Origin of the sequence: Streptomyces griseoviridis, assembly GCF_005222485.1 — a bacterium.
GTDB lineage: Bacteria > Actinomycetota > Actinomycetes > Streptomycetales > Streptomycetaceae > Streptomyces > Streptomyces hintoniae.
Genome location: NZ_CP029078.1, coordinates 859,850 through 878,613 on the forward strand (window position 1 = coordinate 859,850; position 18,764 = coordinate 878,613).

The 18,764-nt window shown below is 73.3% G+C and carries 17 protein-coding genes; 5 read left to right on the top strand and 12 right to left on the bottom strand.

Annotated elements, in window-relative coordinates:
* Nucleotides 1–33 precede the first annotated feature (33 nt).
* Nucleotides 34–948 carry an ammonia-dependent NAD(+) synthetase gene (nadE, locus tag DDJ31_RS03590; protein ID WP_127181749.1) on the bottom strand — a complete coding sequence of 305 codons (915 nt, stop codon included), beginning with the start codon at nucleotides 946–948 and terminating at the stop codon, nucleotides 34–36.
* A 29-nt stretch (nucleotides 949–977) separates the two neighbouring features.
* Between nadE and DDJ31_RS03595 the strand changes: the two genes are divergently transcribed.
* A complete protein-coding gene (locus tag DDJ31_RS03595; protein WP_127181748.1) occupies nucleotides 978–1,709 on the top strand; it encodes a maleylpyruvate isomerase family mycothiol-dependent enzyme in 732 nt (243 codons plus the stop codon).
* A 27-nt stretch (nucleotides 1,710–1,736) separates the two neighbouring features.
* Here DDJ31_RS03595 and DDJ31_RS03600 read toward each other — a convergent pair whose 3' ends face one another.
* From DDJ31_RS03600 to DDJ31_RS03620, 5 genes are all read right to left on the bottom strand, one after another.
* Nucleotides 1,737–2,114 (bottom strand): MarR family winged helix-turn-helix transcriptional regulator, encoded by a 378-nt coding sequence (locus DDJ31_RS03600; RefSeq protein ID WP_127181747.1) that lies wholly within the window; start codon nucleotides 2,112–2,114, stop codon nucleotides 1,737–1,739.
* A gap of 248 nt (nucleotides 2,115–2,362) precedes the next feature.
* Nucleotides 2,363–2,590, bottom strand: a complete 228-nt coding sequence (locus DDJ31_RS03605) for a hypothetical protein (RefSeq protein WP_127181746.1) — start codon at nucleotides 2,588–2,590, stop codon at nucleotides 2,363–2,365.
* A gap of 197 nt (nucleotides 2,591–2,787) precedes the next feature.
* Nucleotides 2,788–4,419, bottom strand: coding sequence for an MDR family MFS transporter (locus tag DDJ31_RS03610; protein WP_127181745.1), 1,632 nt, complete (start codon nucleotides 4,417–4,419; stop codon nucleotides 2,788–2,790).
* Between the two features lie 136 nt (nucleotides 4,420–4,555).
* Nucleotides 4,556–5,773 (bottom strand): glycosyltransferase, encoded by a 1,218-nt coding sequence (locus DDJ31_RS03615; protein WP_127181744.1) that lies wholly within the window; start codon nucleotides 5,771–5,773, stop codon nucleotides 4,556–4,558.
* 89 nt (nucleotides 5,774–5,862) lie between these two features.
* Nucleotides 5,863–7,176, bottom strand: a complete 1,314-nt coding sequence (locus DDJ31_RS03620; protein WP_127181743.1) for a UDP-glucose dehydrogenase family protein — start codon at nucleotides 7,174–7,176, stop codon at nucleotides 5,863–5,865.
* Nucleotides 7,177–7,350: 174 nt separating this feature from the next.
* On the opposite strand from DDJ31_RS03620, the gene DDJ31_RS03625 reads away from it, so the two are divergent.
* Complete coding sequence (locus DDJ31_RS03625) at nucleotides 7,351–8,004, top strand: TetR/AcrR family transcriptional regulator (RefSeq protein WP_127181742.1); 654 nt, start codon at nucleotides 7,351–7,353, stop codon at nucleotides 8,002–8,004.
* 36 nt (nucleotides 8,005–8,040) lie between these two features.
* Here the strand turns inward: DDJ31_RS03625 and DDJ31_RS03630 are convergent, their stop codons facing one another.
* Nucleotides 8,041–9,357: a geranylgeranyl reductase family protein gene (locus DDJ31_RS03630; RefSeq protein WP_171480766.1), complete on the bottom strand. Its 1,317-nt coding sequence runs from the start codon at nucleotides 9,355–9,357 to the stop codon at nucleotides 8,041–8,043.
* A gap of 136 nt (nucleotides 9,358–9,493) precedes the next feature.
* Here DDJ31_RS03630 and DDJ31_RS03635 point away from each other — a divergent pair, with 136 nt between their 5' ends.
* Nucleotides 9,494–10,849 carry a dipeptidase gene (locus tag DDJ31_RS03635; protein WP_127181741.1) on the top strand — a complete coding sequence of 452 codons (1,356 nt, stop codon included), beginning with the start codon at nucleotides 9,494–9,496 and terminating at the stop codon, nucleotides 10,847–10,849.
* Between the two features lie 825 nt (nucleotides 10,850–11,674).
* On the opposite strand, the gene DDJ31_RS03640 is transcribed toward DDJ31_RS03635, so the two are convergent.
* From DDJ31_RS03640 to DDJ31_RS03650, 3 genes are all read right to left on the bottom strand, one after another.
* Complete coding sequence (locus tag DDJ31_RS03640) at nucleotides 11,675–12,715, bottom strand: NUDIX hydrolase (protein WP_127181740.1); 1,041 nt, start codon at nucleotides 12,713–12,715, stop codon at nucleotides 11,675–11,677.
* 143 nt (nucleotides 12,716–12,858) lie between these two features.
* Nucleotides 12,859–13,053: a hypothetical protein gene (locus DDJ31_RS03645; RefSeq protein ID WP_127181739.1), complete on the bottom strand. Its 195-nt coding sequence runs from the start codon at nucleotides 13,051–13,053 to the stop codon at nucleotides 12,859–12,861.
* Between the two features lie 227 nt (nucleotides 13,054–13,280).
* Entirely contained in the window at nucleotides 13,281–14,228 is a 948-nt protein-coding gene (locus DDJ31_RS03650; protein ID WP_127181738.1) for an ROK family protein, read from the bottom strand.
* A 235-nt stretch (nucleotides 14,229–14,463) separates the two neighbouring features.
* Here DDJ31_RS03650 and DDJ31_RS03655 point away from each other — a divergent pair, with 235 nt between their 5' ends.
* Together DDJ31_RS03655 and DDJ31_RS03660 are read left to right on the top strand one after the other, a co-directional pair.
* Nucleotides 14,464–15,513 (top strand): LacI family DNA-binding transcriptional regulator, encoded by a 1,050-nt coding sequence (locus DDJ31_RS03655; RefSeq protein ID WP_127181737.1) that lies wholly within the window; start codon nucleotides 14,464–14,466, stop codon nucleotides 15,511–15,513.
* A 7-nt stretch (nucleotides 15,514–15,520) separates the two neighbouring features.
* Nucleotides 15,521–16,261 carry a hypothetical protein gene (locus tag DDJ31_RS03660; RefSeq protein ID WP_127181736.1) on the top strand — a complete coding sequence of 247 codons (741 nt, stop codon included), beginning with the start codon at nucleotides 15,521–15,523 and terminating at the stop codon, nucleotides 16,259–16,261.
* A 37-nt stretch (nucleotides 16,262–16,298) separates the two neighbouring features.
* Here the strand turns inward: DDJ31_RS03660 and DDJ31_RS03665 are convergent, their stop codons facing one another.
* Together DDJ31_RS03665 and DDJ31_RS03670 are read right to left on the bottom strand one after the other, a co-directional pair.
* Nucleotides 16,299–17,597: a DUF6986 family protein gene (locus DDJ31_RS03665; protein ID WP_127181735.1), complete on the bottom strand. Its 1,299-nt coding sequence runs from the start codon at nucleotides 17,595–17,597 to the stop codon at nucleotides 16,299–16,301.
* A 153-nt stretch (nucleotides 17,598–17,750) separates the two neighbouring features.
* Nucleotides 17,751–18,713 carry an electron transfer flavoprotein subunit alpha/FixB family protein gene (locus DDJ31_RS03670; protein WP_127181734.1) on the bottom strand — a complete coding sequence of 321 codons (963 nt, stop codon included), beginning with the start codon at nucleotides 18,711–18,713 and terminating at the stop codon, nucleotides 17,751–17,753.
* Nucleotides 18,714–18,764 lie beyond the last annotated feature (51 nt).

Sequence of the window (18,764 nt, forward strand, 5' to 3'; positions counted from 1 at the left end):
GTGGGCGACGCCCTTCGGCCGCACCGCGCTCGCTCACGGCGCGATCGGCAGCCGCCGCTTGTGCTCGGTCGCCCGGTACCGGCGCACGATCGCGAGGGCCGCCTCCTCCGCGACGGGCCTGCCCTCGAGGAAGTCGTCGATGTCGTCGTACGTCACACCGAGCGCGTCCTCGTCGGGCAGGCCGGGGTTGAGGGTCTCCAGGTCGGCGGTCGGCACCTTGCCGACCAGCTCCGCCGGTGCGCCCAGCGCCTCGGCGACGGCGCGGACCCGCCGCTTGGTGAGCCCGGTCAGCGGGACGACGTCGGCGGCGCCGTCGCCGAACTTGGTGAAGAAGCCGGAGACGGCCTCGGCCGCGTGATCGGTGCCGACGACCAGGCCGTTGTGCGCGCCCGCCACCGCGTACTGGGCGATCATCCGCTGCCTCGCCTTGATGTTGCCGTGGGTGAAGTCCTGGTGGCCGGCGTCGCGGAACACCGTCCCGGCGGCCAGCACCGCGTCCAACGCGGCGTCGCTGGCGGGCTTCACGTCGACGGTGAGGACCTCGTCGGCGCGGATGAAATCAAGGGCGAGCTGGGCGTCCTTCTCGTCGGCCTGCACGCCGTAGGGCAGCCGCATCGCGTAGAACACGGCGTCGTGGCCCGCCTCCCTGGCCCGCTCGACGGCGAGTTGGCAGAGCCGTCCGGTGGTCGTGGAGTCGACCCCGCCGCTGATGCCGAGGACCAGCGCGCGCAGTCCCGTGGAAGTCAACTGGTCGGTGAGGAAGGCCACTCGGCGCGCGATCTCGGTCTCCGCGTCGAAGTCGGGGCTGACCAGCAGGTCCTGGGCGATCGTCTGCCGCACGGGCGCGGACTCCTGGTCGATCACGGTGTGCTCCTCGCTGTCTCTGTCGCTTGTGGCGCCGCAATGGTCGCTGGTGGTGCGGGTGTGGTGCGGGAATGTCCCTGCCATGATCTTCCATCGTGCGGCAGACTCGCGCCATGGAGACAGCTGAGTTCGTGCGGACCGTGGACCGGGAGGGCCGGCTGCTGGCCGTGGCGGCCGAGGAGGCGGGCCCGGAGGCGAAGGTGGCGACCTGTCCCGACTGGCGGATCCAGGACCTCGTCGGGCACATCGGGGCCGTGCACCGCTGGGCGACGGCCTACGTCGTCGAGGGGCACAGCGCTTTCCGGCGCCTCGGCACACCGCCCGACCTGGACGGCGACGCGCTGCTCGGCTGGTTCCGGATCGGGCACCGGCGGCTGGTCGACGCCCTCGCCGCCGCGCCGTCCGACCTCGACTGCTGGCACTTCCTGCCCGCGCCGTCCCCGCTCGCGTTCTGGGCCCGCAGGCAGGCCCACGAGACGGCGATCCACCGGGTGGACGCGGAGTCGGCGCTCCGCGAGACGCCGACCGCGATCGAGCCGGCCTTCGCGGCGGACGGCATCGACGAGTTGCTGCGGGGCTTCCAGGCCCGCTCCAGGAGCCAGGTCCGCAGCGAGGAGCCACGGGTGCTGCGGGTCCGGGTCACCGAAGGCGGGGGCGAGGTGTGGACCGTACGGCTGTCGCGGGAGAAGCCCACGGCCGAGCGGGGCGACACGGGGGCCGCCGACTGCAAAGTGGCGGGAACGGCCGAGGAGTTGTACCTGGCGCTGTGGAATCGCGGGCCGTTCCCGACCGTGACGGGCGACACCGGCCTCGTCGACCTGTGGCGGACGACGTCGGCGGTCTGACTCCGGGGGCCGGCGGCGAACGCGGGTTCAGCCCGTCAACATCCTGGTGAGCACCGCGCGTTGCACCGGCAGTACCTCGCCGTGCAGCGCGCGTCCCTTCCCGGTCAGCGTGACCCGCACGCCCCGCCGGTCCTCCTGGCACATGGCCCGCGCGACGAGGTCGTCGCCCTCAAGGCGTGCGATCAGGCGGGACAGCGCGCTCTGGCTCAGATGGACGCGCTCGGAGATCTCCTGGACGCGGAAACCGCAGGAGTGCGAGGCCAGGACGTCCATCACCTCGAAGTCGCTGGCGCACAGGCCGTGTCGGTGCAGGGCGCGGTCCAACTCGCACTGGGTGCGGGCATGCAGTGCCAGGATGTCCCGCCACTGGTCCACGAGCGCCTGTTCGGCCTTCTTCCCCGCCATCCGCGCACCGTAGCAGAGAGTCCGGTCCGTTGCGCCGTCGTCATGGGCGGCCGTCTTCGCCTCTCGGGCGGACCTGCTCCCCCACCGTGCGCCCGGCGGTTTCGCCACCCGCCGGGTGCACGGTCCCGAGCCCGCTGGAGTCGGGCGAGGTGATCGCCTGTGCTCCCCGGGCCGGTGCGAGCAGAGAACGTGACGGGCCCGTGCCGACTGGCTGCGGCACGGACCCGTTGGACCCTGTTTCTCCGGGGTCAGAAGGGGAAGCGGCCCGCGGCCTGGACCGTGCCCTGCCAGTGGGCCTCGGCACAGCCGTTGGCGTAGAAGCCCTTGCCGTTGCCTGCCCCCGCGACCATGCCGCAGGCCTTGAAGCCGCCACCGGAGTGGTCGTCGTGACGGTCGTGGGCCAGGGCCGACCCGGCGCTGCCCAGAACGGCCGTGACGGCGAGGAGGCCGGCGGCGAGGGTGGTGCGCATACGCATGTTTTCTCCCGATCGAGAGGGTTTTGGGGACGTGACAGGACTCCCCAACAGGACCCGCCTTCGAACCGCGCTTCACCCGCACGCCACACGGAACACCCGAATGCCACGGCCCCGTCAACCACCCGTGGGGCCGCGTCCCCCACTCACTCCGCGCACTCCCCTCGCGGGGCGGCGCCGCCTGGCCGCACGGAGCGGCGTCAGTCCGCCGACAGTCTGGTGTCGGGCACCCGCCAGGCCGCGATCACGAAGGCGATGAGGCCCACGGCCGCTCCCCCGAGGAAGACCACCTGCATGGCGCTGACGTAGCCGTCGAGGAACGGGTGGGCGACGCGCGGGTCGAGGGCGTGCAGGAAGGCCGAGTCCTCCAGGTTCACGCTGCCGTCGGTCCGCAGCACGCCGTCGAGGGCGCGGGCGTTCTCCGGTTCCTCGGCGAGCCGCCGGAACGCCGGCTCGCCCCGCGCCGCCGTGAGGCGTTCGCCGATCCGTGAGCCCGCGAGGGAGAAGAGGACGGAGAGGAACGCGGCGGCGCCCACCGTCCCGCCGTTGGAGCGGAAGAAGTTCACGGACGCGGTCGCCGCGCCCATGTCGGCGCGGGGCACCTCGGACTGGGCGAGGGTGGTGATCGTCTGCATCGCGGCGCCGAGCCCCGCCCCCATGAAGAGCATGCCGATCGAGACGTACCACAGCGGGCTGTCCGCCCGGAGCGTCGCGAAGACCAGCAGGGCGAGGGTGAGCGAGCCGACGCCGGCCACCAGGTGGACCTTGAACTTGCCGGTCCGCGCCATCAGCCGGCCGACGAGGAGGGTGACCGACACGTTCGCGACGACGGTCGGTAGGGTGGCGAGTCCGGCCCGCATCGGGCTCATGCCCTGGGCGAGTTGGAGGTAGAGCGGGAGTGTCGTCATGGCGCCGAACATCGGGATGCCGACGGTGAAGTGCAGGACGGAGCCGAGTCGGAACGCCCGGATGCGGAACAACCGCAGCGGCAGCAGGGCCGCGTCGCCCATCCGGCGCTCGCAGCGCACGAAGACGATCAGGCCCACCAGCCCGAGCGCGTACGCGGTCAGGGCGCGTCCCGAGCCCCAACCCCAGGCCCTGCCCTGCTCGGTGACGACGAGGAGCGGGACGATGCCGACGACCAGGGCCGCCGCGCCGCCGTAGTCGAGGCGGTGGCGCACCGGCCGGTGCGGCACATGCAGTACGCGCAGCACCACCATGACGGCCAGCACCGCGAGCGGCACGTTGAGCAGGAAGATCCAGCGCCAGCCGGCCAGCCCCCCGAGGGTGGCCTGCCCGGCGAACACCCCGCCGACGAGCGGTCCCGCGATGCTCGCGCCGGCGAAGACCGCGGTGATGTAGCCCTGGTACCGGCCGCGTTCCCTGGGTGAGGTGAGGTCGGCGATGATCGTCATGGCGAGCGACATCAACCCGCCGCCGCCCAGCCCCTGTACGGCCCGGAAGGCCGCCAACTCGTAGATGGAGGTGGCGAATCCGCACAGCAGGGAGCCGGCGGCGAACAGCACGATGGCGCACAGGTAGACCGGGCGGCGGCCGTAGATGTCGGAGAGCTTCCCGTAGAGCGGGCTGACGATGGTGCCGGTCACGAGGTAGGCGGTCGTCACCCACGCCTGCGCCGTCAGCCCGTGCAGGTCGTCGGCTATGGTGCGCAGCGCGGAGGCGACGACGGTCTGGTCGAGGGCGGCGAGGAACATGCCGACCATGAGCCCGGACAGCACGGTGACGATCTGCCGGTGCTCGAGCCGTGCGGGAGCGGCCTGTGGGTCGGGGCCGTCGGCGGTGTCGAACGCGGCGGCGTCGGAGGTGGTCATGGGGCGCCCCGGACGGCCGTGGTGGAGGGTGGGGAGAACGGCATGGGGTTCCTTCTTCGCCGGGTGGGGTGAGGGGGTACCGGGAGAGCCGTCCGCCTCGACGGCCGGACGGCTCCCGCGGACGGTCGGCGGACCGTCAGACGATCTTCTCCAGGTCGGACACCGCGCAGTCGATCTCCGGCAGCGTGAGCATCGCGAGGCGGGCCTCGCGGGCCCTGGCCGCGGCGCCGGGGTCGGCGAGGACCGTGCGCAGCGTCTCGGTGATGCCGTCCGGTGCGGTGTCGGTGATCATTCGGCCGAGCCCGAGCCGCTGGACCCGGGCGGCGTTGCCGAACTGGTCGCCGAACTGGGGCAGTACGGCCATCGGGGTGGCCGTGCGCAGCGACTCCCGGATGCTGTTGAAGCCTCCGTGGGTGAGGAACAGGTCGACCGCTTCGAGCAGCAGCGGCTGCGGCACCCGGTCGGTGACGCGCACGTGCGGCGGCAGCGCCGCGGTGTCGGCGGGGATGCCCGAGGTGGCGACGACGACGGTGCACTCGTCGAGCCGTGACACCGCCTCGATCATCGACCGCAGCGTCTGCTCGGGGTCGGGCACGGGGAACGGCGGCCGGCCCTGGTCGTCCTCGGCGGCCATCTTCTTGATCATGGGGAGGGCGGTGCCGAGGGCGGCGAGCACCAGGGGCCGGTCGGTGGGGAGTTCGGCGATCCATCGGGGCAGGGCCGCGCCGCGGTCGACGGACACGGTCTGCCGGTAGGACAGTTCGGACGGGGGCAGGTGCTCGGCGAAGGAGAAGGCGGCGGGCACGTAGTCGACGCGCCCGTGGGGCACGATCGACAGCGGGTCGTCCTTCGTGGGCAACCCGCGCTTCGCGCGCAGGGTGTTGAGTCCTTCGAGCACGTCGGCGGGGTCGACGAGGTTGCTGGTGCCCGAGGGGGTGGGCAGGTGCGGGACGCCGAGGGACTCGGCGACCAGGCACGCGCTGAGGTCCATGCCGTCGCGCAGGACGAGGTCGGGGCGGAACTCCCGCGCCACCGGCAGGCTCCGGTCGAGGAGTTCGGCTGCCATCGGGCCCGCCATCGCCCGGAACAGGACGCCGCGGAAGGCCGCTTGGCGTTCGGCGTCGTCGAGGCCGGGGCGCAGGGCGGGTTCGGCCAGTTCGGGGGTGATGAAGGAGTTGGGGGAGAAGTCACCCATGGAGACGGTCACGCGGACGTCGTCGTGTTCGAAGACGGGGGCGACGGAGGGGGTGGTGGCCACGAGCACCTCGTGTCCGGCCGCCGCGAGCGCTCGGGCCAGCGGTAACTGGGCGCGGCCGTGGGAGGGGCTTCCGATCGTGGTGAACAGTACCCGCACGACAAGCCTTTCGGTGGGGGTCGATGAGCGTGAGGAGAGAAGTGGTGGGGGCGGTCAGCGGGCCATCGGCGTCAGCGGGCCGTCGCCGGTCAGCGGGCCATCGCCGGTGAGCGGCCGACGCCTTCCCAGGACAGCGCGGCCCGGTCGAGGCGTTCGGGGTCGAGGACGTTGCGGAAGTCGTAGACGAGCGGGGCGTCGAGGCGTCCGGCGAGGGCGGCCCAGTCCAGGTCGCGGAACTCGGGCCACTCGGTGAGGACGACGCAGGCGCGGGCGCCCTCGACGGCGGCGAGGGGCGTGCCGACGACCGTGAGCAGGTCGCTGAGGTCGGGGCGCAGTTCGCTCAGCGCGGGGTCGTAGGCGTACAACTCGGCTCCGCGCTCGCGCAGTTGGCGGGCGATGACCAGGGCGGGCGAGTCCCGCAGGTCGGAGGTGCCTGCCTTGAAGGCGAGGCCGAGCAGCCCCAGCCGGACGCCGCGCAGGGTGCCGTCGGGTCCGGCGCAGCGGGCGGCGATCCGCTCGACGAGGCGGCGCTGGTGCTCGACGTTCGTCTCGATGGTGGCCCGCAGCAGCGGGAACTCCACGCCCGACTCCTCGCACACCCGCAGCAGCGCGTGGGTGTCCTTGGGCAGGCAGGAACCGCCCCAGCCGGGGCCGGGGGCGAGGAAGGCGCCGCCGATGCGCGGGTCCTGGCCGATGCCCGCGACCACGTCGTCGATGTTCGCGCCGAGCCGTTCGCAGAGGGTGGCCAGGTTGTTCGCGAAGGACAGCTTCATCGCGAGGAAGAAGTTCGCGGCGTACTTGATGAGTTCGGCGCCCGCGGTGTCGGTGAGGACGCGCGGCGCGTCGATGCCGGTGTACAGGTCGGCCACCCGCCGGGCCGCGTCCGGGTCGGCGGCGCCCACCACGATGCGGTCGGGGTGGAGGAAGTCGTGGACGGCGTGGCCCTCGCGGAGGAACTCCGGGTTGCTGACCACCGTCACATCGAGGCGGCCGAGGAGCGCGGCGACGCGTTCGGCGGTTCCGACCGGCACGGTGGACTTGTTGACGACGACCGCGCCGCGCGGCAGCCGGTCGCGTATCTCGTCGGCGACGGCCTCGACGGCGGCCAGGTCGGCGGCGCCGCCGACGCCCATCGGGGTGGGCAGGCAGAGGAAGACCACCTCGGCGCTCTCCACGGCCGCCCGGGGGTCGCGCACGAACTCCAGGCGCCCGGAGCCGAGTCCGTCGCGGACGGCTTCCGGCAGCCCCGGTTCGAGGATGTCGACCTCCGCCCTGCGCAGCCGTTCGACCTTGTGGGCGTCGGCGTCGGCGCACACCACGCGGTGTCCGAGGGAGGCGAGACAGGCGCCGGTGGTCAGGCCGACATAGCCGGTTCCGATGACGACGACACGTCGAGAGGACATGAGAACGACCCTTTCCGCACATTCGGGCAGCGGCTTCGCCGAGGAGCAGGCGCCGCCAAGCTACGTGGATCACTCAGCTACTTGTCAACGATCGATGACATTGAATGGCTGCTTTTCGACAGGGCAGGCCACGACCGCGAACATGTACGGAAACAGCCCAGGCGGAGGTATCAGGTGGACACACCAGAGGAAGCGAAACGGGGCCGCGGACGCTCCACGACGACCCGCAGATACGACGCGGAGGGCAGCCGAGCGGCCCTGGTGAGCGCCGCGGCCCGGTGCTTCGGGAAATACGGGTACGACGGCACCAGCATCCGTGACATCGGCAGGACGGCGGAGGTCGACGCCGCTCTCGTCTACCGCTACTTCGGCTCAAAACAAGGGCTGTTCGAGGCCGTCTCGACGAGCAGCACGGCCCTGTTCGAACCCTTGCGTCAGCTGCCCCTCGATGAGGTGGCGGAGTGGCTGCACCGGGTCGCGTTCCACGGTCCTGACGAGGACGAAGTCCCGCATCCCGTGCTGACGATGCTCCGCTCGCCCAGCCGGGAGGAGGCCGTCGGGCAGTTGCGCGCCGACGTCACCGAGGTCTTCACGGAGAGCTTCGCCGCCCGTCTCGACGGCCCCGACGCGGAGATCCGCGCGGAGCTGCTGGCGGCGTGGATGCTGGGGATGACGCTGCTGCGGCTGGCGGTGCGGACCCCGGCCCTCAGCGCGGCTCCTGACCGCACGCTGCCCTATGTGCGGGTGGCCGTCGACTCGCTGCTGCATCCGGGCGAGCCGGACGACGGCGCGGCCGGGGGCTGCCGGTGCCCGGTGTCCGGGGGCTGACGGGGCGGCCCGGAGGACCGGGCCGCCGATGGTCCGTCAGGAGGAGGCCGTCCGGCCGTCCGTCCGGCCGCCGGTCTCACCGGCCGGCTCGTCGGGCTCGGCCGACTCGGCCGCCGCCGTCTCCGCCGTCTCCGCCGGCGCGGGTGCGCGGCGGTCCAACGCGGCCAGACCGCGCTGGGCCATCGGGTGGGTGCGGACCAGTTCGCCGAGGGTGGTCTTGCCTTGGGTGATCTCCCGGAACGCGTTCCACGCGGGCCGGAACCCGGTCAGCGCCGCGTGGAAGAGGCCGGGTCGGCGCTCGAAGATCGCCAGCATCGTCTTGCCGACGCTCATCTCGACGCCCAGGCCCGCCTTGACGGCGAACGCGTAGTTCAGGGCCTGGCGACGGGCGTCCACGGCGTCGTGCGCCTCGGCGATCCGCACCGCCCACTCCCCCGCGAGCCGCCCGGAGCGCAGCGCGAAGGAGATGCCCTCGCGGGTCCACGGCTCCAGCAGCCCGGCCGCGTCGCCGCAGACCAGCACGCGCCCGCGGGACAGCGGCGAGTCGTCGGCCCGGCAGCGGGTCAAGTGGCCTGAGGAGATGCTCGGTTCGAAGCCGGCCAGTCCGAGCCGGCCGATGAACTCCTCCAAGTACCGCTTGGTGGCCGCGCCTTCACCGCGCGCGGAGATCACGCCGACCGTCAGGGTGTCGCCCTTGGGGAAGACCCAGCCGTAACTGCCGGGCATCGGGCCCCAGTCGATGAGGACGCGCCCCCGCCAGTCCTCGGCGACCGTCTCCGGTACCGGGATCTCCGCTTCGAGGCCGAGGTCCACCTGGTCGAGCTTGACGCCGACGTGAGCGCCTATGCGGCTGGCGCTGCCGTCGGCGCCGACCACGGCGCGCGCCAGCAGTGTCTCGCCGCCCTGGAGGACGACCGCGACCGTCCGCCGGTCGGGCACGGCCGAGCCGTGCTGCTCCACCCGCTGCACGGTCGCGCCGGTGCGCAGCTCCGCGCCCGCCTTCTGGGCGTGCTCGACCAACTGCTGGTCGAACTCGGGCCGGTTGATGAGCCCGAACAGCATCTGCCGGGAACGCCTGGTGCGGGTGAAGCGGCCGTTGTTGGAGAACGTCACCGCGTTGACCCGGTCCCGGAAGGGCAGCTCGAAGCCCGGTGGGAGGGAGTCGCGGGAGGGGCCGATGATGCCTCCCCCGCACGTTTTGTAGCGGGGCAGTTCCGCTTTCTCCAGCACCAGCACCCGCCGTCCCGCCACAGCGGCCGCATAGGCCGCCGAGGCCCCCGCGGGCCCCGCGCCCACCACCACGACGTCCCACACCTGCTGCACGTCGTCCGCCGAAGAGTTCTCGCCGCTCACGATGGTCCGCTGCTCCGATCAAGCCGTCTGCCGCACTGTCCCCCGCATCCTACGGCGGCTGTCACGGCAGGCCACTGTGGGAGGATCTTCGTACCCACATGTACTGCACAACGTCGCACCCACCAGGAGCGTGCCCATGACGTCGAATCCGGTCGCCGAGACCGTCGCCTCGCTGATGCCGAGGGCGCGGACGGAGCTGGCCGAGCTGGTCGCCTTCAAGTCGGTGGCGGACTTCGACCAGTTCCCGAAGTCGGAGAGCGAGGGCGCGGCCGGCTGGGTCGCCGACGCGCTGCGCGCCGAGGGCTTCGAGGATGTGGCCCTCCTCGACACCCCCGACGGCACCCAGTCGGTCTACGGCCATCTGCCCGGACCCGAGGGCGCCAAAACGGTTCTGCTCTACGCGCACTACGACGTGCAGCCGCCGCTCGACGAGGCGGCCTGGACCACCCCGCCGTTCGAGCTGACCGAGCGCGACGGCCGCTGGTACGGGCGCGGCGCCGCCGACTGCAAGGGCGGCGTCATCATGCACCTGCTCGCGCTGCGCGCCCTCAAGGCGAACGGCGGCGTGCCGGTGCACGTGAAGGTGATCGCCGAGGGCTCGGAGGAGCAGGGCACCGGCGGTCTCGAACGCTACGCCGAGCAGCACCCGGAGCTGTTGACGGCCGACACCATCGTCATCGGGGACGCGGGCAACTTCCGCGTCGGCCTACCCACCGTCACCACCACGCTGCGCGGCATGACCCTGGTGCGGGTGAGCGTCGACACCCTCGAAGGCAACCTGCACTCGGGGCAGTTCGGCGGCGCGGCCCCCGACGCGCTGAGCGCGCTGATCCGCGTCCTCGACTCGCTGCGCGCCGAGGACGGCTCGACGACGGTCGACGGGCTCGCCTCCGACTCCGGCTGGGAGGGGCTCCAGTACGACGAGGAGCAGTTCCGGCAGGACGCCAAGGTGCTGGACGGCGTCGAGCTGATCGGCTCGGGCACGGTCGCCGACCGGATCTGGGCGCGGCCCGCGGTCACCGTCCTCGGCATCGACTGCCCGCCGGTGGTCGGCGCCACGCCGTCGGTGCAGGCGAGCGCCCGCGCGCTGGTCAGCCTGCGGGTGCCGCCGGGCGTGGACAGCGTCGAGGCGACCAAGCTGCTTCAAGCCCACCTGGAGGCGCACACGCCGTGGGGCGCGCGGGTGAGCACCGAGCAGACCGGGCAGGGCCAGGCGTTCAGCGCGGACACCACGAGCCCGGCGTACGCGGCGATGGCCGAGGCCATGTCCGTCGCCTACCCGGGCCAGGAGATGCAGTACGCCGGTCAGGGCGGCTCCATCCCGCTCTGCAACACCCTCGCCGGGCTCTACCCCGAGACCGAGTTCCTGCTGATCGGGCTGAGCGAGCCGGAGGCCCAAATCCACGCGGTGAACGAGAGCGTGTCGCCCGACGAGTTGGAGCGGCTGTCGGTCGCGGAGGCCCTGTTCCTGCGCAACTACGCGGCCGGCTGAGCCGACACCCCGCCGCGGAGGTCCCACGCCGGGCCCGCGCGCGGGGCGACGTCGCACGGACGACCGTCGCCCCACGCGCGGGCCGCGCTTCGCCGTGGTGATCAGGGAAAGTGATCAGGGACGGTGATCAACGAACGGGACGAGCCGCCCCGTCGCCCCCACGCGCGCGTGCCGAGCTTCCGCCGGGCCGTGGCCGTCCGTCAGAAACGACCGTGACGCGCGCGTGCCGTGCTTCGGTGCTGGGACTCACACCCCGTGCCGGGCCCCGTCGCCCCCACGCGCGCGTGCCGAGCTTCCGCCGGGCCGTGGCCGTCCGTCAGGAAGGGCCGCCACGCGCGCGTGCCGTGCTTCAGTGCCGGGACTCACACCCCATGCCGGGCCCCGTCGCCCCCACGCGCGCGTGCCGTGCTTCCGCCGGGGCCGTGGCCGTCCGTCAGGAACGGCCGCCCCGCGCGCGTGCCGTGCTTCAGTGCCGGGCCGCACGCTCCGTGCCGGGCCCCGTCGCCCCCCGCGCGCATGCCGTGCTTCCGCCGCGCCGTGGCCGTCCGTCAGCAACGGCCGCCACGCGCGCGTGCCGTGCTTCAGTGCCGGGCCTCACGCTCCGTGCCGGCCCCGTCGCCCCCCCCGCATGCCGTGCTTCCGCCGCGCCCTGGCCGTCCGTCAGGAACGCCCGCCGCGCGCGCGTGGCGTGCGGGGTCCGGTCGGCCGTCGCGGCGCCGGTGTCCGCCGCGGCCACGCGCGCGTGCCGTGCGGCGGAGGAGCTGACCCGGCACCGACTTCGGACGGCGCCCCGCGCGCGTGCCGTCGGCTGCCCGCCGGGCCTGGTCAGGGGACCGGGATCCCGCGCTCCAGGTACATCGCCGCGCCCCGCTCGCGCGCCCGCAGGGCCCAGCGGAGGCGTTCGTAGCGGACGGGCGGGAGGAGGTCGGCCGCCTCGCTCTCGGTGACGAAGCGGCAGTCGCGGAGTTCGGGGCCAGGCAGCATCAGACGGGACGCCTCCCCGGAGTCGAGCCGACCGCCGTCGTAGAGGAGCCGCAGCCCGCCGTACCCGGGGGGCGCGGGCGCCTCCCAGTCGACGACCAGCAGCCGCGGTACGTCCGCGAGGTGCAGGCCGGTCTCCTCGGCGACCTCGCGGATACCGGCTCTCGCGGGTGCCTCGCCGGGTTCGACGACACCGCCGGGGAACTCCCAGCCGGCCTTGTACGTGGGGTCGACGAGCAGGATCCGGTCCCGTTCGTCGAAGAGGAGGACTCCGGAGGCGAGGGTCTCGCTGGTGGGCTCGGGCGTCTGAACGATGTCGCAGGCAGGCACCTCGCCGTTGCCGACGGCCTCGGCTATCCGGCCGGCCGCCGCCCGCGCGCTCAGCGCGCTCGTGTCGACGAGGTGGGCGTCGGCGCTGAGCCAGGACGCGAGGGCGGCCCGGTAGGGCTCGATGTGGTCGGCCGACCACCGCCGGCCGCGCGGCGCGCCGTCGACGGGGTCGGACGGCAGCTCGCGGTCGGCCGCGCGGACGCGCAGCACCGACTCCGCGGGAGCGAGGACGAAGTGGTGGACGCCGATCCGCCGGGCGGCGAGAGCGCCGAACATCTCGTCGCGGTACTCCTGGCGCAGCAGGGTCATCGGGACGACGAGGGTCCCGCCCAGCTCGGCCAGCATCGCGGCGGCCGTGTCGATCACCAGGCGGCGCCAGATCGGCAGGTCCTGGTGGTCGCCGACCTCGGCGAGGTGCTTGGGCGGGAGCAGTTGGGCGAGAGCTCCGCCGATGACCTCCGGGTCGAACATCGTGCTGTTCGGGATCAGGTCGATCAGTTCCCGTGCGGTGGTGGTCTTCCCCGCACCGAACGCGCCGTTGATCCAGACGATCACGGTTCCCCCTCTTCTCTTGGCCTTGTGAGGCTTGCCCGCTTCACCCCGTCTCGGAAACCAGTGCGAGTCCAGTACTGACACACGGCGGCGCCGGTGCCCTCCCTGACGAGGCACCGGCGCCGCCGTGTGGTCGGGGCCCGGGATCAGCCGTTCTGGCCGAGGCTGTGCTCGTCCATGGCGAAGCTGTCCTGGCTGACGGTCCTGTCGACCGCGCTGATGGTGTCCTTGACGTTCAGGTCGTCCAGGACGGTGTGGTCCTCGGCGTGCGACGGGGTGACCGCCGCGACGACGAAACCGGTGGCGAGGGAGGCGATGGCGAGCAGGCTGCGCTTCTTCATGCCCGGCTCAACTGCGTGACCGCCACCGGGGTCACGGTCGTGCTCCGGCGGCCACCCCGCGCGGAGCGGATCCCGGACCCGGTCCGAGGGCGGTCCGTGTCCCCGACCGCCGGGCGCCGAGCCCCGAGCGACCGGCGGGAACGTTCCTGCTTCCCGCCCCGACGCCGTCCCGGCGCGCAGCACCCCACCGCACCCGCCGCCTCGCCGTACGTCCACGCCGCCGCCCCTCAGACCGTCGCCGCGTCCGTCCGCTTGGCGAGTGCCGCGGCCGCCGCGCCCACCAGTCCCGCGTCCGTGCCCATCTGGGCCGGCGCGACCGCGAGGCGCTGCACGAACGACAGGGTCGCGTAGTCGCCGAGGGCCTTGCGCAGCGGGGTGAGGAGGACGTCGCCCGCCTTGGCCACGCCTCCGCCGATCACCGCGATGTCGATCTCGACGAGCGTGGCGGTGGCCGCGATCCCGGCGGCCAGCGCCTGCGCGGCCCGCTGGAACGACGCCGTCGCGACCGGGTCGCCGAAGCGGGCGGCCTCGGCCACCGCGGCGGCCGAGACGTCGCCGTCGGGGCCGGGCCGCCAGCCGTTCTCCAGGGCGCGGCGCGCGATGTTCGGGCCGCTCGCGATCCGCTCCACGCAGCCGCGCGAGCCGCACGGGCACAGGTCGCCGTCGAGGTCGACGCTGATGTGGCCGATGTGACCCGCGTTGCCGGTGGGGCCGGGATGCAGCTGGCCGTTCAGCACCAGGCCGCCGCCGACTCCGGTGGAGACGACCATGCACAGCGCGTTGTCGTGCCCCCGGGCCGCGCCCTGCCAGTGCTCGGCCGCGGTGATCGCGACGCCGTCGCCGATCAGCTCGACCGGCAGCCCGCAGGCGGCCTGCCGTACCCGGCGCACCAGCGGATAGTCGCGCCAGCCCGGTACGTTCACCGGGCTCACCGTGCCGGCGGACGCGTCCACCGGGCCCGCGCTGCCGATGCCGAGCGCGCCGGCCCGTTCCCACAGGGGCGAGGCCGTCAGCTCGCCGAGCACCTCCTCCACGGCCCGCATCACGGTCTCGCCGTCCCGCTGCGCGGGCGTCGGGCGCTGGGATCGCACCAGGATCTGGCCGTGGCCGTCCACCAGCGCTCCGGCGATCTTCGTGCCGCCGATGTCGAGCGCTGCCACGAGGTCGGTGTGCATCAGTGTCGGATCTCCCCGTCAACCATCGGATCTCCCATCGAGTGGGAACCTCCCCCACCGGGTGCGGGAGAGGAGCGGACCGGTCTGGCGGTGGGGGCGCAGGCCGGAGATTGCGGTGGACAGTCTCTCGCGCATATGACAACGTTGTCCAGGCTCTATGCTCGACGCCACATCCTCATACATCCCTATGGTCCGACGCACCCCTATGGACGAGACAGGACAAGGACAGCGCATCGTGCCCGAGACTGCCCGCCGCACCGCAGGCGTTCCCACCCACCGCTACGGCAACCGCCCGACCATGAAGGACGTCGCCGCGCGCGCCGGGGTGGGGCTCAAGACCGTCTCCCGGGTGGTCAACGGCGAGTCAGGCGTGACCCAGGAGACCGAGCGCCGGGTGCAGGAGGCCATCGACGCGCTGGGCTTCCGCCGCAACGACAGCGCGCGGGTGCTGCGCAAGGGCCGCACCGCCAGCATCGGCCTGGTCCTGGAGGATCTCGCCGACCCGTTCTACGGACCGCTCAGCCGCGCCGTCGAGGAGGTGGCGCGGGCGCACGGGGCGCTGCTGATCAACGGGTCGAGCGCGGAGGACCCGGACCGCGAGCAGGAGTTGGCGCTCGCGCTGTGCGCGCGCCGGGTGGACGGGCTGGTGATCATCCCGGCCGGTGACGACCACCGGTATCTGGAGCCCGAGGTGCGGGCGGGCGTCGCGACGGTGTTCGTGGACCGGCCGGCCGGCCGGATCGACGCGGACGTGGTGCTGTCCGACAACTTCGGCGGCGCCAGGGACGGTGTCGCCCACCTCATCGCGCACGGCCACCGCCGGATCGGCTTCGTCGGTGACATGCCCCGCATCCACACCGCGGCGGAGCGGCTGCGCGGCTACCGGACGGCCATGGAGGAGGCCGGCATCACGGTCGAGGGCTCCTGGATGTCGCTCGGGGTCACCGATCCGACGCGGGTGCGGCGGGCGACCGAGGAGATGCTGTCGGGTCCTGACGCGGTGACCGCGATCTTCACCGGCAACAACCGCGTCACCGTCACGGCCATCCGGGTCATCGCCGAGCGCGCCCGGCCGGTCGCGCTGGTCGGCTTCGACGACATCGAGCTGGCCGATCTGCTGCAGCCCGGCCTCACCGTCGTCGCGCAGGACTCCGCGGCCCTCGGCCGTACCGCCGCCGAGCGTCTCTTCCGCCAGTTGGACGGCACGCTCCTGGCGCCGGAGCGCATCGAGCTGCCGACCCGCCTGATCGCGCGCGGCTCGGGCGAACTGCCCCCGGCGAACTGAGGAGTTCATGGCGGACCGCACACTGGAGGCGCTGGGCCTCGCCGAGGCGCCACGCGAACACCCGCTGAGCTACCCGGGGATGTGGCCCCGCGACTCCGGACTCCTCGACGGCGACCGGCTGTTGCCGCTCGACCGGCTGGTGCATCCGGAGCGCGTCCCGGTCCTGGCGGTCGGCTCCAACGCCTGTCCGGGGCAGCTCAGGCACAAGATGGCCACGGCCGGCCTCCGATCGCCGGTCCCGATGACCCGGGCCCGGGTGACCGGGGTCGAGGTGGGCGTCTCCGCGCACGTCAGCCCGATGGGGTACATGTCGGCGTCGCCCTTCCGCTCGCCCGACACGGTGCGGGAGTTGTTCGTGACGTGGTTCGACGCCGGGCAGCTCGCGGTGGTCGACGCGAGCGAGGGCGTGCCGCTGCCCGGCGGCCACTATCTGCGGGTCTGGCTGCCCGCCTCCGAAGTGCGGATCGAGCTGGCGGACGGGACGGTGCTGCCCGGCGCGTACGGATACGTCAACCGGCGCGGTGTGCTGCTCGACGGCTCGGGCTCGCCGCGTCCGCACCTGCGCGACCAGCGTGCCCTGCTGACCGAACTCCTGCTTCAGTCGCGGGGGTTGAGGGAGCTGTTCGGGTACACCGCGCGGGAGTTCAGCCGCCGGGCGCGGGCCGACCCGGTGCTGTGCGAGGCGGGGACGCGGCTGTTCGCCGAGGAGAAGCTGGTCACGGCGTCCGGCTTCGAGGAACTCGCCTGAGCCCCGCGCCCGACGCCGTGGACACGGCCGCTCGCCGCTACGGCGCGGACGCCGTCAGGTCGGCGCGCCTCGGCAGCGCGAACGCCTCCAGGTCGGCGCGGGTCAGGCCGGTGGCGCGGGCCACCTCGGCGATGTCGAGGGCCCCGCAGTCCAGGCCGCGCAGCAGATAACCGCTGAGCGCCTTGGCGGTGGCGGGCTCGTCCATGACGTCGCCGCCGGTCCGGTGGGCGTACCGGGTGAGCCGGGCCGCCGCCTGTTCGAAGCCCTCGCGGTAGAAGGCGAAGACGGCCGCGTACCGGGTCGGGAGGTGGCCGGGGTGCATGTCCCAGCCCTGGTAGTAGGCGCGGGCGAGGGCGCGGCGGGTGAGGCGGTGGTGCAGCCGCCAGGCGTCGTGGACCTTCGGGGTGGGTCCGACGGGCAGGACGTTGGTGGAGCCGTCGGAGAGCCGGACGCCGGTGCCCGCGGCGGCGACCTGCATGATGGCCTTGGCGTGGTCGGCGGCCGGGTGGTCGCTGGCCTGGTAGGCGGCGGAGACGCCGAGGCAGGCGCTGTAGTCGAAGGTGCCGTAGTGGAGTCCGGTGGCGCGGCCCTCGGCGGCCTGGATCATGCGGGCGACGGTGGCGGTGCCGTCGGTGGCCAGGATGGCCTGGCTGGTCTCGATCTGGATCTCGAAGCCGATCCGGCCCGGCGGGAGGCCGCGCGTCTTCTCGAAGCTCTCCAGGAGCCGGACCATGGCGGTGACCTGCTCGGGGTAGGTCACCTTGGGCAGGGTCAGGACGAGCCCGTCGGGCAGACCGCCGGCGTCGAGCAGGCCGGTGAGGAAGATGTCGAGGGTGCGGATGCCCCGGTCGCGCACCGGTGCCTCCATGCACTTCATGCGGATGCCCGTCCAGGGGGCGGCCGTCCCGTCGCGGTACGCCTCGGCGACGAGCCGGGCGGCGCGGGCGGCGGCGGCGTCCTCCTCGGCGTCGGGGCGGGTGCCGTAGCCGTCCTCGAAGTCGACGCGCAGATCCTCGATCGGCTCGCGTTCCAGTTTGGCCCGGACGCGGTCGTACACGGGTGCGGCGAGGGCGTCGTCGAGGCCGAGGACGGCGGCGAGGGAGGCGGCGTCCGGGGCGTGCCGGTCGAGGGCGTCGAGGGCCTGGTCGCCCCAGGAGCGGACGGTGTCGGCGGCGAGGACGTCGGCGGGGACGTACACGGTGTGGACGGGCTGACGGGTGCCGGGGTCGCCGGGGTAGCGGCGTTCGAGTTCGGCGTCGACCGGCGCGAGGGAGGCGCTGATCTCCTCGCTGACGGCGCCCGCGAGGCTCGTCGCCACCTTCTCCTGCTGACCCATCCCACACCCTCCAGTTCTTCCGCTTTACGGAATCAATTATCCGCAGAGCGAAGTTATCTGTGTCTCTTCCCGCGGGTCAACACCCGCCGCCCCGACAGACCGAGGCCCCCGTGACCACGGGGGTCACGAGGGCCTCGGGCCGAGCGGCGGGGATCAGCCCTTGCGGGCCTTGATCTCCTCGGTCAGCTGCGGCACCACGTCGAAGAGGTCGCCGACGACGCCGTAGTCGACCAGGTCGAAGATCGGGGCCTCGGCGTCCTTGTTCACGGCCACGATCGTCTTCGAGGTCTGCATGCCGGCCCGGTGCTGGATCGCGCCCGAGATGCCGTTGGCGATGTAGAGCTGCGGCGACACCGACTTGCCGGTCTGGCCGACCTGGTTGGTGTGCGGGTACCAGCCGGCGTCCACCGCGGCGCGCGAGGCGCCCACGGCCGCGCCGAGGGAGTCGGCCAGGGCCTCGATGATCGCGAAGTTGTCGGCGCCGTTGACGCCGCGGCCACCGGAGACGACGATCGCGGCCTCGGTCAGCTCCGGGCGGCCCGTCGACTCGCGCGGGGTGCGGCCGGTGACCTTGGTGCCGGTCGCCTGCGCGGAGAACGTCACGGACAGGGCCTCGACGGCGCCGGCCGCCGGGGCGGCCTCGACGGCGGCGCTGTTCGGCTTGACGGTGACGACCGGAGTGCCCTGGGAGACACGGGACTTGGTGGTGTAGGACGCGGCGAACACCGACTGGGTGACGACGGGTCCTTCGGCGCCGGCCTCCAGGTCGACGGCGTCGGTGATGATGCCGGAGCCGATGCGCAGCGCGAGGCGGGCGGCGACCTCCTTGGCCTCGGCGGAGGACGGCACCAGGACGGCGGCCGGGGAGACGGCCTCGTAGGCGGCCTGGAGGGCGTCGACCTTCGGGACGACCAGGTAGTCGGCGTACTCGGCGGCGTCGTCGGTCAGCACCTTGACGGCGCCGTGCTCGGCGAGGACCGCGGCGGTGTCGGCGGCGCCCGCGCCCAGCGCGACGGCGACGGGCTCGCCGATCCGGCGGGCCAGCGTCAGCAGTTCGAGGGTGGGCTTGCGGACGGCACCGTCCACGTGGTCGACGTAGACGAGAACTTCAGCCATGGGATTGCTCTCCTGCGGAACGAGGGTGAGGGGCGGTGGGCGGGGGCGGGC